12 protein-coding genes are annotated in these 12,470 nt (G+C 61.0%); 4 read left to right on the top strand and 8 right to left on the bottom strand.

Annotated features, from left to right (window positions below; translation table 11 throughout):
- Positions 1-106: 106 nt before the first annotated feature.
- On the bottom strand, positions 107-412 hold the full coding sequence (locus tag ILFOPFJJ_RS20100) for a DUF982 domain-containing protein (RefSeq protein WP_173512320.1): 306 nt from the start codon (positions 410-412) through the stop codon (positions 107-109).
- A gap of 299 nt (positions 413-711) precedes the next feature.
- Between ILFOPFJJ_RS20100 and ILFOPFJJ_RS20095 the strand changes: the two genes are divergently transcribed.
- Both ILFOPFJJ_RS20095 and ILFOPFJJ_RS20090 read left to right on the top strand, forming a co-directional pair.
- The gene (locus ILFOPFJJ_RS20095) at positions 712-1,191 is read left to right on the top strand and encodes an Hsp20 family protein (RefSeq protein ID WP_173512319.1); all 480 of its coding nucleotides are present in this window, start codon (positions 712-714) and stop codon (positions 1,189-1,191) included.
- A gap of 94 nt (positions 1,192-1,285) precedes the next feature.
- Entirely contained in the window at positions 1,286-1,798 is a 513-nt protein-coding gene (locus tag ILFOPFJJ_RS20090) for an Hsp20/alpha crystallin family protein (protein ID WP_173512318.1), read from the top strand.
- Positions 1,799-1,871: 73 nt separating this feature from the next.
- On the opposite strand, the gene ILFOPFJJ_RS20085 is transcribed toward ILFOPFJJ_RS20090, so the two are convergent.
- The 4 genes from ILFOPFJJ_RS20085 to gcl all read right to left on the bottom strand — a co-directional run bounded on the left by ILFOPFJJ_RS20085 (position 1,872) and on the right by gcl (position 6,759).
- Positions 1,872-3,140 (bottom strand): glycerate kinase type-2 family protein, encoded by a 1,269-nt coding sequence (locus tag ILFOPFJJ_RS20085; RefSeq protein ID WP_173512317.1) that lies wholly within the window; start codon positions 3,138-3,140, stop codon positions 1,872-1,874.
- 54 nt (positions 3,141-3,194) lie between these two features.
- Complete coding sequence (locus tag ILFOPFJJ_RS20080) at positions 3,195-4,079, bottom strand: 2-hydroxy-3-oxopropionate reductase (protein ID WP_173512316.1); 885 nt, start codon at positions 4,077-4,079, stop codon at positions 3,195-3,197.
- A gap of 5 nt (positions 4,080-4,084) precedes the next feature.
- The gene (gene hyi / locus ILFOPFJJ_RS20075) at positions 4,085-4,894 is read right to left on the bottom strand and encodes a hydroxypyruvate isomerase (protein WP_173512315.1); all 810 of its coding nucleotides are present in this window, start codon (positions 4,892-4,894) and stop codon (positions 4,085-4,087) included.
- Between the two features lie 80 nt (positions 4,895-4,974).
- Positions 4,975-6,759: a glyoxylate carboligase gene (gene gcl / locus ILFOPFJJ_RS20070; RefSeq protein ID WP_173512314.1), complete on the bottom strand. Its 1,785-nt coding sequence runs from the start codon at positions 6,757-6,759 to the stop codon at positions 4,975-4,977.
- Between the two features lie 173 nt (positions 6,760-6,932).
- On the opposite strand from gcl, the gene ILFOPFJJ_RS20065 reads away from it, so the two are divergent.
- Positions 6,933-7,754, top strand: coding sequence for an IclR family transcriptional regulator (locus ILFOPFJJ_RS20065; protein WP_173512313.1), 822 nt, complete (start codon positions 6,933-6,935; stop codon positions 7,752-7,754).
- A 51-nt stretch (positions 7,755-7,805) separates the two neighbouring features.
- On the opposite strand, the gene guaD is transcribed toward ILFOPFJJ_RS20065, so the two are convergent.
- Complete coding sequence (guaD, locus tag ILFOPFJJ_RS20060) at positions 7,806-9,155, bottom strand: guanine deaminase (protein WP_173512312.1); 1,350 nt, start codon at positions 9,153-9,155, stop codon at positions 7,806-7,808.
- Positions 9,152-10,390, bottom strand: a complete 1,239-nt coding sequence (locus ILFOPFJJ_RS20055) for a urate hydroxylase PuuD (protein ID WP_173512311.1) — start codon at positions 10,388-10,390, stop codon at positions 9,152-9,154. Before ILFOPFJJ_RS20055 ends, guaD begins: the two co-directional genes overlap by 4 nt.
- 241 nt (positions 10,391-10,631) lie before the next feature.
- Between ILFOPFJJ_RS20055 and ILFOPFJJ_RS20050 the strand changes: the two genes are divergently transcribed.
- Entirely contained in the window at positions 10,632-11,546 is a 915-nt protein-coding gene (locus tag ILFOPFJJ_RS20050; RefSeq protein WP_173512310.1) for a LysR family transcriptional regulator, read from the top strand.
- A gap of 160 nt (positions 11,547-11,706) precedes the next feature.
- Here ILFOPFJJ_RS20050 and ILFOPFJJ_RS20045 read toward each other — a convergent pair whose 3' ends face one another.
- Positions 11,707-12,069 carry a hypothetical protein gene (locus ILFOPFJJ_RS20045; RefSeq protein ID WP_173512309.1) on the bottom strand — a complete coding sequence of 121 codons (363 nt, stop codon included), beginning with the start codon at positions 12,067-12,069 and terminating at the stop codon, positions 11,707-11,709.
- Positions 12,070-12,470: the final 401 nt, after the last annotated feature.

The following is a 12,470-nucleotide window of genomic DNA, read 5'->3' as shown; positions in this document are numbered from 1 at the left end:
AGGCTTTGCACCCGTCCACCGATCATCCGTTCCGATCGGTGGACGGGTGCGTCGGCCCTTGTCATGCAAAGGTGTCATGCAAAGGCCGCCCTCATCATGCACAGGCTCATGCACTCCGGGTCGTTTTGGGTTCAGCCGCTTGCTGACGCGCTGGATGGCCGGTCATCACAATCGGTATTCCCGCTTCAAGGCAGGCAGCCACGAAGGCCTCTCGGGCAACCGCGGCAGGCGTCATCCGGTTAAGCGCGCCGCGGCAGGTGCGCACCGCCCGCTCGTAACGCTGGCCCTTGCGTAGCGGCCACTCGTTTTCGAGGAAGTCCAGAGCTTCATATACGGAGTTGAAGGTATGCGTGATGCCACTTGAAAGACGTACTGTGAGGGGAATTGTCCAGGGAATCTCATTGAGAAGCATTTTTTCCTCCTTTCACACGCCACCAATGGATCGCTTACAAAGATCCCACACAGATATTGGCGCCGATTTCAGAAAATCAAGTCGAATCGACATTGAAATTTCACAAGGTTTTACAATGGCTTGCCTCTAACTTTCCATTCGGCCGTCGATAACGCGGCTGCAGCTCGCGCAGCCCCTTGAAACCGCTGCGGAAGTACCTAAATCGGAGGTGCGAGCCGCCTTTTCCGGGGCTCGCAGTCGAGGAGCACCGCTCTCTTCGGCGCTCCTCATCGTCCATGTTGCTCAAGGAGGATATGGCTATGAGAACAACACTCGACTTTTCTCCCCTCTCCCGGTCCAGCGTGGGGTTTGACCATGTTTTCGACCTGCTCGACGCAGCAAGTCGATTGGCGCCAGCTGACAATTGGCCGCCCTACGACATCATGCGCGTCGGCGATAACCACTATCGCGTCATGATGTCGGTCGCCGGTTTCACGCCCGAAGAAATCTCCATCATGCACGAGCCGCAGTTGCTTGTCGTGCGCGGCGAAAAAGCCGGAGAGGACAAGGCGGAATACCTCTATCGCGGCATAGCGGGCCGCAACTTCGATCGCCGATTCCAATTGGCTGACTATGTGACGGTCACGGGTGCCAATCTCGCCAACGGCCTGTTGGCAATCGATCTCGTCCGTGAGCTGCCCGAGCAGATGAAGCCGCGCCGGATCGAGATTCAGCAGGCCAAGGCCCTGCCCCCGATCGAGGACCACGAGCGGGCCGAAGGTGGCAAGCAGGCCGCATAGCGCGCCGAACGACCGCCCTATGAGGAAGATCGCCGAAACGCCGGCCGACCCCGGTGTTTCGGCTGACGGCGACAAACGAAAAAGGAGCTGACAAATGAACGTACGTGATCTCATTCCATGGGGCCGCGCCCAGGAGCGCGTCCCGACGTCCTATCGCGATGGCGACCGCGATCCGTTCCTGATGCTTCACCGGGAAATGAATCGACTGTTCGATGATGTCTTCCGCAATTTCGATCAGCGCATGCCGCTTTCGTTCTCGAACCACCCGGCCTTCGGCGCGGGTTGGCCCAATGTCGAAGTCACCGACCGCGACAAGGAGATCAGGGTAACGGCGGAATTGCCCGGGCTCGAAGAGAAGGATGTCGATCTGTCCCTCGCCGAGGGCGTCCTGACGCTGCGAGGCGAAAAACGCGCCGAGAGCGAAGACAAGGAAAATCAGTTCTCCGAGCGCTACTACGGCCGCTTTGAACGGCGCATTCCGCTGGGATACGACATCGACGAGGGCCAGGTCAAAGCGACCTTCAAGAACGGCGTACTGAGCGTCACGCTTCCGAAAACGGAGCAGAGCCAGAACAAGTCCAAGCGCATCGCGATCAACGCCGAATAAACCCCTGCAACGACGTGCCGGCGCCTGCGCGTCCTATCGGACGCGCAAAGGCCGGCGGGGTTCGCCCCGTCAGTCACTGCACGAGGATAGCCCGAAAGTCGTTGACATTGGTGCCTGTCGGTCCCGGTTTAAAGATATCGCCGAGCGCATCGAACGCCGTCCAGCTATCGTTGCGTTGAAGCAGAGCCGCCGGGTCCAGCCGTTGTCCGCGAAGCCGGGCAATCGTCGTACTGTCGGCAAAGGCACCGGCATTGTCTTCCGAGCCGTCGATCCCGTCGGTATCGGCGGCAAGCGCCGAAACGCCTTGAACCCCGTCGATGGCGAGTGCCAGCGACAGGAGAAATTCGCTGTTGCGGCCGCCCCTTCCTTGCCCCTTGATCGTTACGGTCGTTTCACCGCCTGAAAGGACCACGACAGGTTTGGAGAACGGCCGGCCGCGCTGAGCCACCTCACGCGCGATCGCCGCATGGACGCGCCCGACCTCACGCGCCTCACCTTCGATCGCGTCGGACAGAATGATTGCCTCGATCCCGGCTTCGCGGGCGCGGGCGGCGGCGGCTCCGAGCGAGACTGTAGCCGAGGCGATCAGGCGCACTTCGTTTCGGGCAAACTTCGGATCGGACGGTTTGGGCGCGTCCGCGGCATCCGTCGCCAGCCACTGCATGACCTTCTCCGGCAATGACAGCCCGTAGCGCTCGATGACGTTCAACGCGTCGTCGCGCGTGCCCTCGTCGGCGATCGTCGGACCGGAGGCAACGAGCGCCGGGTCGTCGCCCGGAATATCCGAGACCACAAGCGAAACGACTTTCGCGGGATAGGCTGCCGCCGCGAGCCTGCCACCCTTGATCGTCGACACATGCTTGCGCACGCAGTTCATCGCGCTGATCGGCGCGCCGGACGCAAGCAAGGCGCGGTTGACGGCGATTTCATCCTGCAGCGAGAGGCCGGACGGTGGCGAAGGCAAAAGCGCGGAGCCGCCGCCGCAGACAAGCGCCACCACCAGGTCGTCCTTCGTCAGACCTTCAACGTCGGCGAGAAGGCGTTTCGAGGCGTGCAGCCCGCTTTCGTCCGGCACGGGATGAGCAGCCTCCAACACCTCGATGCGCTCGCAATGAACGCCGAAGCCATAACGGGTGACGACGGCGCCACCCAGCGGACCATCCCAAAGCTTTTCGAAGGCCCGCGCCATTTGCGCCGCACCCTTCCCTGCCCCGACGACAACGGTTCGCCCCTTCGGCTTTTCCGGCAGATTCGAGGCGATGACGCGAGCGGGATCGGCGGCGGTAACGGCCGACATGAACAGCATTTCGAGAAAGGTTCGCGGATCGGCGATCGGTACCACGTTGTGTCTCCCTGAAAGTGAAGGGCGGCGGCCTCCTCACCGCCGCCCTGCGGATTAGGCAACCTGGTGGTTGGCCATCCGCTCCAGCGCCCGGACGAGACCGGAATGGTCGAGCCCGCTGTCGCCGTTGGCGGCGCAATTGTTGAAGAGCTCCTGCGTGGCCGCCGTGTTTGGCAGCGAGATGCCGAGGCTCTTTGCGCCCTGCAGCGCCAGATTCAGATCCTTCTGATGCAGCGAAATGCGGAAGCCCGGATCGAATGTGCGCTTGATCATCCGGTCGCCATGGACCTCGAGAATGCGCGACGAAGCAAAACCGCCCATCAACGCCTCACGCACCCGCGCCGGATCGGCACCGGCCTTGGACGCGAAAACCAGCGCCTCGGAGACCGCCTCGATCGTCAGTGCTACGATGATCTGGTTGGCAACCTTGGTGACTTGGCCGTCGCCGCAATCGCCGACAAGCGTGATGTTCTTGCCCATCAGCTTGAAGAGCGGCAGGGCGCGGTCGAAGGATTCCTGCGTGCCGCCGGCCATGATGCTGAGCGAAGCGTTCTTCGCGCCGACCTCGCCGCCGGAAACCGGCGCGTCGATATATTCGGCGCCTGTTTCACGGACCTTCCTTGCGAATTCCTTCGTTTCGATCGGCGAGATCGAGCTCATGTCGACGACGAGCTTGCCCTTGCCAAGGCCGTAAAAAACGCCGTTCTCACCGAAGAGAACATCCTTCACTTCCGGCGTGTCCGGCAGCATCAGGATGATCGTGTCGACCGTCTCTGCGAGCGCCTTCGGCGTCTCGACGATTTCAAGGCCGTTGTCGACGAGTTCCTTGCGCGGCGGGATGACGAATTTCGACGTGACGATCGTATACCCGGCATCCTGCAGGTGGCGCGCCATCGGCGTGCCCATGATACCCAGTCCAATGAAACCGATAGATGCCATCGTGCTTAGCTCCTGATTTTGATGATGTCTGCGGATTGCTTGCGCTCGGCGCCAAGCCAGCCCAGCCCCTCGGCCGTCGTTGTCAACGGCTTGTATTCGCAACCGATCCAGCCGTCGTAACCCGCCGCTTCCAGCGCATCGAAGACATGGGGGTAGTTGATCTCGCCCGTGCCCGGTTCGTTGCGGCCTGGATTGTCGGCAAGCTGGACGTGAGCGATCCGGTCGGCGAAGCGCCTGTAGGTGCCGATCAGCTCCCCTTGCGTGCGCTGCTGGTGGTAAAGGTCGTACTGGACGAAGAGATTATCGCTGCCGACCTCGTCGATGATCGAGGCCGCCTGCTCGACCGTATTGAGATAGAAGCCCGGAATGTCGAAGCGGTTGATCGGTTCGATCAAGAGGCGGATGCCGTGCTTGCCGAGCTCGGTTGCCGCCAGTCGCAGGTTCGCGACAAGCGTCGTGCGCAGGATCGTATCGGAAACGCCGTCCGGCGCGATCCCCACGAGGCAATTGACCTGTTTGCAATCGAGCGCGGTCGCGTAGTCGATAGCACTTGCAACACCCTTGCGGAATTCGTCGATGCGATCGGGAAGGATAGCGATGCCGCGCTCGCCGCAGGCCCAGTCGCCGGCAGGCAGGTTGTGCAGAACCTGGGTCAGGCCGTTGCGGTCGAGCGCGGCGCGCAGCGCCATTTTCTCGAATTCATAGGGGAAGAGATATTCAACCCCTTCGAAGCCCGCCTTGGCGGCAAGCGAAAAGCGGTCGAGGAACGGCGCCTCGTTGAACAGCATGGTCAGGTTCGCAGCGAATCTCGGCATGCGATTACTCCTCCTGGAAGTTGGAGCGGGACGCGGGCGAAAACCCGCACACACTTCTCCTTGTCCCGCCCTGATGATTTTCAGTCGAGAAGGGCGACGATCGCCGTCGGCACATCCTCACCGCGCGCGGCGAGTTCCTCGAACTCGACGACAGCGTTGATGTCGGCGCCCATGGCGATGTTCGTCACGCGCTCGAGGATGAACTCGATGACAACAGGGACCCGGTGCTCGTCCATCAGCGCGCGCGCCCGATCGAAAGCTTCGGCGAATTCATTGGGGCTGCGGACCCGGATCGCCTTGCAGCCGAGGCCTTCGGCGACCGCGACATGGTCGACGCCGTAGCCTTTCTCCGCATCGCCGTCGGCATTGATGTTGTCGAAGGCGAGGCTCACCTCGAAATCCATGTTGAAGCCGCGCTGCGCCTGGCGGATGAGGCCGAGATAGGAATTGTTCACGACCACATGAAGATAGGGCAGCTTGTGTTGCGCCCCGACGGCCAGCTCCTCGATCAGGAACTGGAAATCATAGTCGCCGGAAAGAGCGACGATCGGCCGGTCGGGATCGGCGGCCCTGACGCCGAGCGCCGCGGGCAGCGTCCAGCCGAGCGGGCCGGCCTGGCCGCAATTGATCCAGTTGCGCGGCTTGTAGACATGCAGGAACTGCGCGCCGGCGATCTGGCTCAAACCGATCGTCGAGACGTAGCAGGTGTCGCGGCCGAAGGCCCTGTTCATTTCCTCGTAGACCCTCTGAGGTTTCAGCGGCGTCTGGTCAAAGTGGGTCTTTCGCAGCATCGTGCGCCTGCGCTCGCGGCACTCTTCCGCCCAATCCGACCAATCGCGCAATTTGCCGGCGGTCTTCCATTCCGTCGCAACGTCGAGGAAAAGCTTGAGCGCGGCACCCGCATCCGAAACGATGCCGAAATCCGGGGCAAAGACGCGGCCGATCTGGGTCGGTTCGATATCGACATGGATGAACTTGCGTCCTTCCGTATAGGTCGGAATGTTGCCGGTGTGGCGGTTGGCCCAGCGATTGCCGACGCCGAGCACGAAATCGGAGGCGAGCAACGTCGCGTTGCCGTAGCGGTGCGAGGTCTGCAGTCCGCACATGCCGGCCATCAGCGGGTGGTCGTCCGGAATGGTTCCCCAGCCCATCAATGTCGGAATGACCGGAATGCCGGTGATCTCGGCGAACTCGACGAGAAGATCCGAGGCGTCGGCATTGATGATGCCGCCACCCGCGACGATCAGCGGCCGCTCCGCCTCGTTCAGCATCGCGATCGCCTTCTCGGCCTGCGCGCGGGTGGCCGATGGCTTATAGGGCTCCAGTGGCGAATAGGTTTCCGGGTCGAACTCGATCTCGGCGAGTTGAACGTCGACCGGCAGGTCGATGAGAACCGGACCCGGTCGGCCGGAGCGCATCAGGTGGAACGCCTTCTGGAACACGAACGGAACCAGGGCCGGTTCCATGACCGTAACCGCCGATTTCGTGACGGGCCCGGCGATCGAAGCGATGTCGACGGCTTGGAAATCCTCCTTGTCGAGGCGGGCGCGCGGCGCCTGACCGGTGATGCAGAGGATCGGGATCGAGTCGGCAGAGGCCGAATAGAGGCCGGTGATCATGTCCGTGCCCGCCGGCCCCGAGGTTCCGATGCAGACGCCGATGTTGCCGTGTCTGGCGCGCGTATAGCCTTCCGCCATATGCGAGGCGCCTTCCACGTGACGGGCGAGAATGTGACGGATCGACCCGCGGGCCTTCAAGGCCGAATAGAACGGGTTGATGGCGGCACCCGGAACACCGAAGGCGCAATCGATCCCTTCTTTCTCCAGAACATAAACCGCCGCGTCGACAGCACGCATCTTGGCCATGGGAACTCCTCCTGTTTGAGATAGGACGATAATCCATTTGCCGATTTCATCAACATAAAAATGGAAATGACTTCCATTATATGGAAATAAACATTTTCAACAAAAAGGAGAAAATCGAAAGCAATCGCGGTAGAGGAAGATGGACCGAAAGCAACTGATTTGGAGAATGGTTCATGGAGGCGACAGGCAAGGGAAAGCGCGGTCGCAAGGCCGGAGAGAATGCCGCGCCTTCCTCCGTGCAAGTGCTGGATCGCAGCCTGGCGCTCCTGGCGATCGTTGCCGAAAACGACGACTCGACGCTGACCTCGCTTTCGGAGCGCACCGGCATGGCGCCCTCGACCGTGCACCGGCTGCTTACCTCGCTTGCCTCCCACGGCATGGTCATGAGCGACAGCGATACGGGTGTCTGGACCATCGGCCTCAAGGCCTTCGAAATCGGCAATGCCTTTCTGCGCTTCCGCAAGCTCGGGACGATCAGCCGCCCGTTCCTGAAGCAGTTGATGGAGGCCAGCGGCGAGACAGCCAATATCGGTATCGAGGAAGGCGGCGATGTCGTTTTCATCTCCCAGGTCGAAAGCCATGCACCGATGCGGGCTTTCTTCCGGCCGGGACGGCGTGGTCCGGTCCACGCTTCGGGCATCGGCAAGGCAATCCTGTCGACGTGGTCCGACAAGGATATCGGCCAGTTGATGTCAGGCCGAACGCTCACGCATTTTACGGAAAAGACACGCGATACGCTGCCCGGCCTGTTGCGGGACATTCAGGAAATACGGCTGCGCGGCTGGTCGATTGACGATGAGGAACATACGCTTGGCATGCGCTGCGTCGCGGCACCGATCTTCAACGAATATGGCGAGACGATCGCCGGCATATCGATCTCCGGCCCCTCGGTCCGGGTAACCGACGAAAAGCTCGCCACCCTTGGACCAATGGTCAGAGAAACCGCCGACGCGTTGACGCGTGCGATGGGTGGTAGGCGGCCGGAAGAACTGTAGCCGGCCGGAACATGGGGTCCCGGCCGGCGCGGTCGTTTTGAGCATGCGAGATTAGGCCGTTTCAACCGTTCTTGCCGAAAGCGCGGTCACGGGCGTGCTTCGCGCGGTGCGCTTCATCGGTCTGCCCGCGACATAGACTTCCGCCACCGAGCGGTCGTCGCCCATCGTCTGCAGGATGAAAAGCTCCTCGAGCAATGACGATGCCACCTGCATACGCAGTTCCATCGCCGGCTTCGCGCGGCTGTCGAGAACGACTATATCGGCGTCCGCGCCGACATGAAGCGAACCGATCGAATGTTCGAGTTCGAGCGCGCGGGCGTTACCCAGGGTCATCATGTAGAACGAGTTGAGCGGCGAAAGCCGCTGGCCCTGGAGGTGCAGCACTTTGTAGGCCTCGTCCATGGTCTCCAGCATCGAGAAGCTCGTTCCGGCGCCGACATCGGTCGCGACCGAATGGCGGGCGCCGAGTCGGTCGAAGCGATCGCGGTCAAACAGTCCGCTGCCGAGGAAGAGATTGGACGTCGGGCAGAACACGCCGACCGCTCCGGTCTCTGCCAGCACCGATATTTCGCGATCGCTCAAATAGATGCAATGACCGAGCAGCGTCCGGCGACCGAGAAGATCATAGCGCGCATAGATATCCGTGTAGTCCTTCGCCTCCGGATAGAGCGAAGTCGCGAAGACGATCTCGTCCTTGTTTTCTGAAAGGTGGGTCTGGACGTAGCAGTCTGGATGTTCCGCCACGAGCGCCCGGCTCATTTCCATCTGTTCGGGCGTCGAGGTGATGGCGAAACGCGGGCTGATCGCGTAATGCGCGCGACCGCGGCGGTGCCATTTGCCGATCAGATGCTTCGTCTCGTCATAGCCCTTTTGCGGTGTGTCGCGCAGTGCGTCCGGTGCGTTGCGGTCCATCATCACCTTGCCGCCGACCATCAGCATGTTACGCGCCTCGGCTGCCGCGAAGAAGGCGTCGACGCTCTCCGGATGCACGGAGCAATAGGCGACCGCCGTCGTGGTGCCGTTGGCGAGCAATTCGTCCATGAAACGGCCAGCCACGAACGCGGCGTGCTCAGGCGCTTTGAACTTCTGCTCTTCGACGAAGATATAGGTGTTCAGCCACTCCAGAAGCTGCGCGCCATAGGAGGCGATCGCCTGCGTCTGCGGAAAGTGCAGATGCGTATCGATGAGACCGGGCAGCACGAGATTGGGACGATGATCGGCGACCTTCACCCCCTCGCGGGCCTGCTTCGCGACATCAGCATGAGCACCGATACCTGCTACCTTGCCGTTCCGGACCAGCACGGCGCCGTCCCCGAAAAAACGATAGGAGGCGTTGTCGTCGATACCCTCGGGTTCCTTGACGAAGGTCAACACCCGGCCGCGGATCAGCAACTCATTCATTGAATCTTTCCTTCCTCCACTGCCGTCTCGTACCAGGAGACCAGCAGGCGGCGTTCCTCATCGGTAACGCCGGTGACATTGGCAGGCGGCATGGCGTGCGAACGCCCGGCTTGAAGATAGATCTCGCGGGCATGCGCGACGATGTCGCCGTCGTTCTCGAGGACGACGCCCTTCGGCGGCACGATCAGCCCCTCCCAGCCAGGCTCCTTGGCATGGCACATTGAACAGCGGCCGAGCACGGTATCGCGCACCTTTTCGAAGTCAGCCGACGCGACCACGGTCTCTTCGGCTGTCGAGGCCCTGGCCTCACCACCCTCCGAAAGAACCTTGGGCACCGTTGAAAGCCACATGATGACGATAAAGAGCAGCGTGGTGACAAGCCATGTCCAACTCGGGCTGCCCTTGCGGGCGTGCCGGGTGTTGAACCAGTGGCGGATCGTGACCCCCATGAGGAAGACGAGCGAGGCGATGATCCAGTTGTACTGAGTGCCGAAGGCCAGCGGATAGTGGTTCGACAGCATCAGGAACAGGACGGGCAGCGTTAGATAGTTGTTGTGGGTCGAGCGCTGCTTTGCCTGCTTGCCGAGCTTCGGGTCAGGCGTCCGCCCGGCGATCAGGTCGGCAACGACCTTCTTCTGGTTAGGAATGATGATGAAGAACACGTTAGCCGACATGATGGTCGCCGTGAAGGCGCCGAGATGCAGGTAGGCGGCGCGGCCGGTGAAGAGCTGGGTGTAGCCCCAGGCGACGGCAACGAGCACGAAATAGAGCAGTACCATCAGCCGGGTGTTGTCGTTGCCGAGCGGCGAGCGGCAGACCGTGTCATAGGCGAGCCAGCCGAAGGCAAGCGAGGCGAGCGAAATGGCGATCGCTGCCGGCTTTGAAACGTCGAGCACGTTCGGATCGATCAGGTAGAGGTCGGCGCCGGCATAATAGACGAGCGCCAGCATGCCGAAGCCGGAAAGCCAGGTGACGTAGGACTCCCATTTGAACCAGATCAGATGCTCGGGCATGTTTTCCGGCGCAACCAGGTATTTCTGGATGTGATAGAAGCCGCCGCCGTGAACCTGCCATTCCTCGCCATAGGCGCCGACCGGCAGATCCTCCCGCTGCCTCAGGCCCAGATCAAGCGCAACGAAATAAAAGGACGAACCGATCCAGGCGATGCCGGTGATGACATGCAGCCATCTCACGGCAAATGTCAGCCAGTCCCAGGCAATGGCAAATTCATACATGCAGCTCTCCCATTTTTCTGGGCGGCATTATGTGTCATTGCTTGGGCAGGGGAGAACGCCGCGCGACCACCAACTCTTTCAAAAAAAACTATAAAATCGAAGGAGCGCGGATGCTTTACTGCATGGCTCGTCAATTCGGAGTCGATTTGGGAATAAAACTATGCAGAAATTCAAAGTGTTAAAACGACCTTTAGTGCGCTGAAACGCACCGGTCGGCATTGGAGGAGCATAGGCGGGAGGCATGTCTTATCTCGATAATGTGCGCGTTTTCGTGCGTGTCGTAGAACTCGGAACGCTGTCGGCGGCAGGACGCGACCAGCGCGTGACGCCTGCGGTTGCCAGCAACCGCATCAAGGAGTTGGAGCGGCATATGGGCGTTCGCCTTTTCAACCGCACGACCCGCAAGCTGACACCCACCGAGCACGGCCGTGTCTTCTACGACGGCGCCGTCAAAATTCTCGAAGCGGTGAACGAAGCCGAAAGCGCGATCGCCGATCTTTCGCGCAATCCCAAGGGTGCGCTTCGGATTACGGCGCCGCTCGGGATCGGCCGCCGGCTGATTGCCTCCGGCATTCCGGAGTTCCACGACAAGTACCCGGATATCGAGGTGCGCCTTCGCCTCTCGGACCACAACGTCGACATCTTAAGCGAAGGAGTGGACGTGGCGTTCAAGCTCGGCATCCTCGAGGATTCGAACCTGCGCATGCGCGGGATCATGAATTGCGACCGGGTGATCTGCGGTGCGCCTGCCTATTTTGCGCAGCGCGGCATACCTGCAACGCCCGATGACCTCATCACCGAGCATCACGATTGTCTGCTGCTACGCTATCCCGGTTCAAAGGAATATTATTGGACGTTGCAGACGGCCGACGGTGTGCGCAAGCTCGAGGTAACCGGCCCCTATGATTCAGACGACGGCGACGTGCTGACCCAATGGGCGCTCGATGGCCACGGCATCATCAACAAACCGCTGTTCGAGGTGAAGCAGTTCATCAACGAGGGCTCGCTCATCCCCGTCCTGCAGGATACGCCGCCCCTGGGGGCGCAGCTTGCCGCGATCTATCCCCACAAACGCTTCCAGGACCCGAAGGTCCGGCTGATGATCGACTTCATGGCCGAGCGCTGTCAGAGACTGATCGGCAAGATGCTCGCCTGAGGTGCCTAACCGCATCTCGCCCGCTTCAGCCACGGTCAAAGCATGTCAGGAAGGCCGGAGCGGGTATAATTCGCTTCGTACTCGTCCGCTTCCCGTTCGCTTCCAAAACGCAAGGAGGGCGGCTCTCCTGCAAGGCGGCCGCCCTCACATATTCTACATGTTAACGATTAGCATCGGTCTTGCCGGAATTGCCGGGAACGCCGTCACCGCCGCCGTTACCGTATCCGTTGTTGCCATGCGGGCCGTGGCCGCCGCCGCCGCCACCATCACCGTCGCCGTCCCCATCGCCGTCGCCGTCGCCGTCCCCATCGCCGTCACCATCCCCGTCGCCGCCGCCATCGCCATCGCCATCGCCATCGCCGCCGCCATCGCCATCGCCATCGCCGCCGCCGTCACCGTCACCGTAGCCACCACCGTCATCCGCGTAATCGGCGATCGCGATTCCCGTAGCAAATGGGATCGATAATGTTGCCACCAATGCCAGAGCCGTCGAAAGAGTAAGAATGCGTCTCAGCCTGTTCATTGCACCCTCCTTGTTTTCACGATCTTCTCCAACCGTCAGATTAGCGGGCTCCCATCCACCGCAGGCGCGACAGAATAAAAGCAAGCGTTTGCCCAGAAAGTGCCTGCATTGCGAGCCGATCGAGCTTGACTTGCACCTAGTCTCAAAGCTTCCGTTATGTCTTTGACGTGCCTCGCCCTAGATACAAGCACACTGGCAAAGCTATCACAAAGTATTGAACGAAACGGCAATATGGAAAAATCCGCAGCGAACAATTTAACACCAAGTGAAACAAAGAAATACGTCCCCGAATGGGCTAGTTTATCCTCATGCGAACCGCCGTGAATCTAACAATTTCGGCTTAGCCAAGCGCCTCCGTGGGGAGTCCGGCAGCGGATCGTCGGCGCCGGAGCAGTTCCAAG

The sequence above is a fragment of the Sinorhizobium psoraleae genome (assembly GCF_013283645.1).
Lineage (GTDB): Bacteria > Pseudomonadota > Alphaproteobacteria > Rhizobiales > Rhizobiaceae > Sinorhizobium > Sinorhizobium psoraleae.
Note: the sequence above shows the minus strand (reverse complement) of the source record. Positions and strands in the feature narration are given on the sequence as shown.

What these genes read in the sequence shown, in the direction of transcription:
- ILFOPFJJ_RS20100 (WP_173512320.1), bottom strand. Translation starts at nt 412, where the DNA reads ATGCTTCTCAATGAGATTCCCTGGACAATTCCCCTCACAGTACGTCTT.
- ILFOPFJJ_RS20095 (WP_173512319.1), top strand. Translation starts at nt 712, where the DNA reads ATGAGAACAACACTCGACTTTTCTCCCCTCTCCCGGTCCAGCGTGGGG.
- ILFOPFJJ_RS20090 (WP_173512318.1), top strand. Translation starts at nt 1,286, where the DNA reads ATGAACGTACGTGATCTCATTCCATGGGGCCGCGCCCAGGAGCGCGTC.
- ILFOPFJJ_RS20080 (WP_173512316.1), bottom strand. Translation starts at nt 4,079, where the DNA reads ATGGCATCTATCGGTTTCATTGGACTGGGTATCATGGGCACGCCGATG.
- hyi (WP_173512315.1), bottom strand. Translation starts at nt 4,894, where the DNA reads ATGCCGAGATTCGCTGCGAACCTGACCATGCTGTTCAACGAGGCGCCG.
- gcl (WP_173512314.1), bottom strand. Translation starts at nt 6,759, where the DNA reads ATGGCCAAGATGCGTGCTGTCGACGCGGCGGTTTATGTTCTGGAGAAA.
- ILFOPFJJ_RS20065 (WP_173512313.1), top strand. Translation starts at nt 6,933, where the DNA reads ATGGAGGCGACAGGCAAGGGAAAGCGCGGTCGCAAGGCCGGAGAGAAT.
- guaD (WP_173512312.1), bottom strand. Translation starts at nt 9,155, where the DNA reads ATGAATGAGTTGCTGATCCGCGGCCGGGTGTTGACCTTCGTCAAGGAA.
- ILFOPFJJ_RS20055 (WP_173512311.1), bottom strand. Translation starts at nt 10,390, where the DNA reads ATGTATGAATTTGCCATTGCCTGGGACTGGCTGACATTTGCCGTGAGA.
- ILFOPFJJ_RS20050 (WP_173512310.1), top strand. Translation starts at nt 10,632, where the DNA reads ATGTCTTATCTCGATAATGTGCGCGTTTTCGTGCGTGTCGTAGAACTC.
- ILFOPFJJ_RS20045 (WP_173512309.1), bottom strand. Translation starts at nt 12,069, where the DNA reads ATGAACAGGCTGAGACGCATTCTTACTCTTTCGACGGCTCTGGCATTG.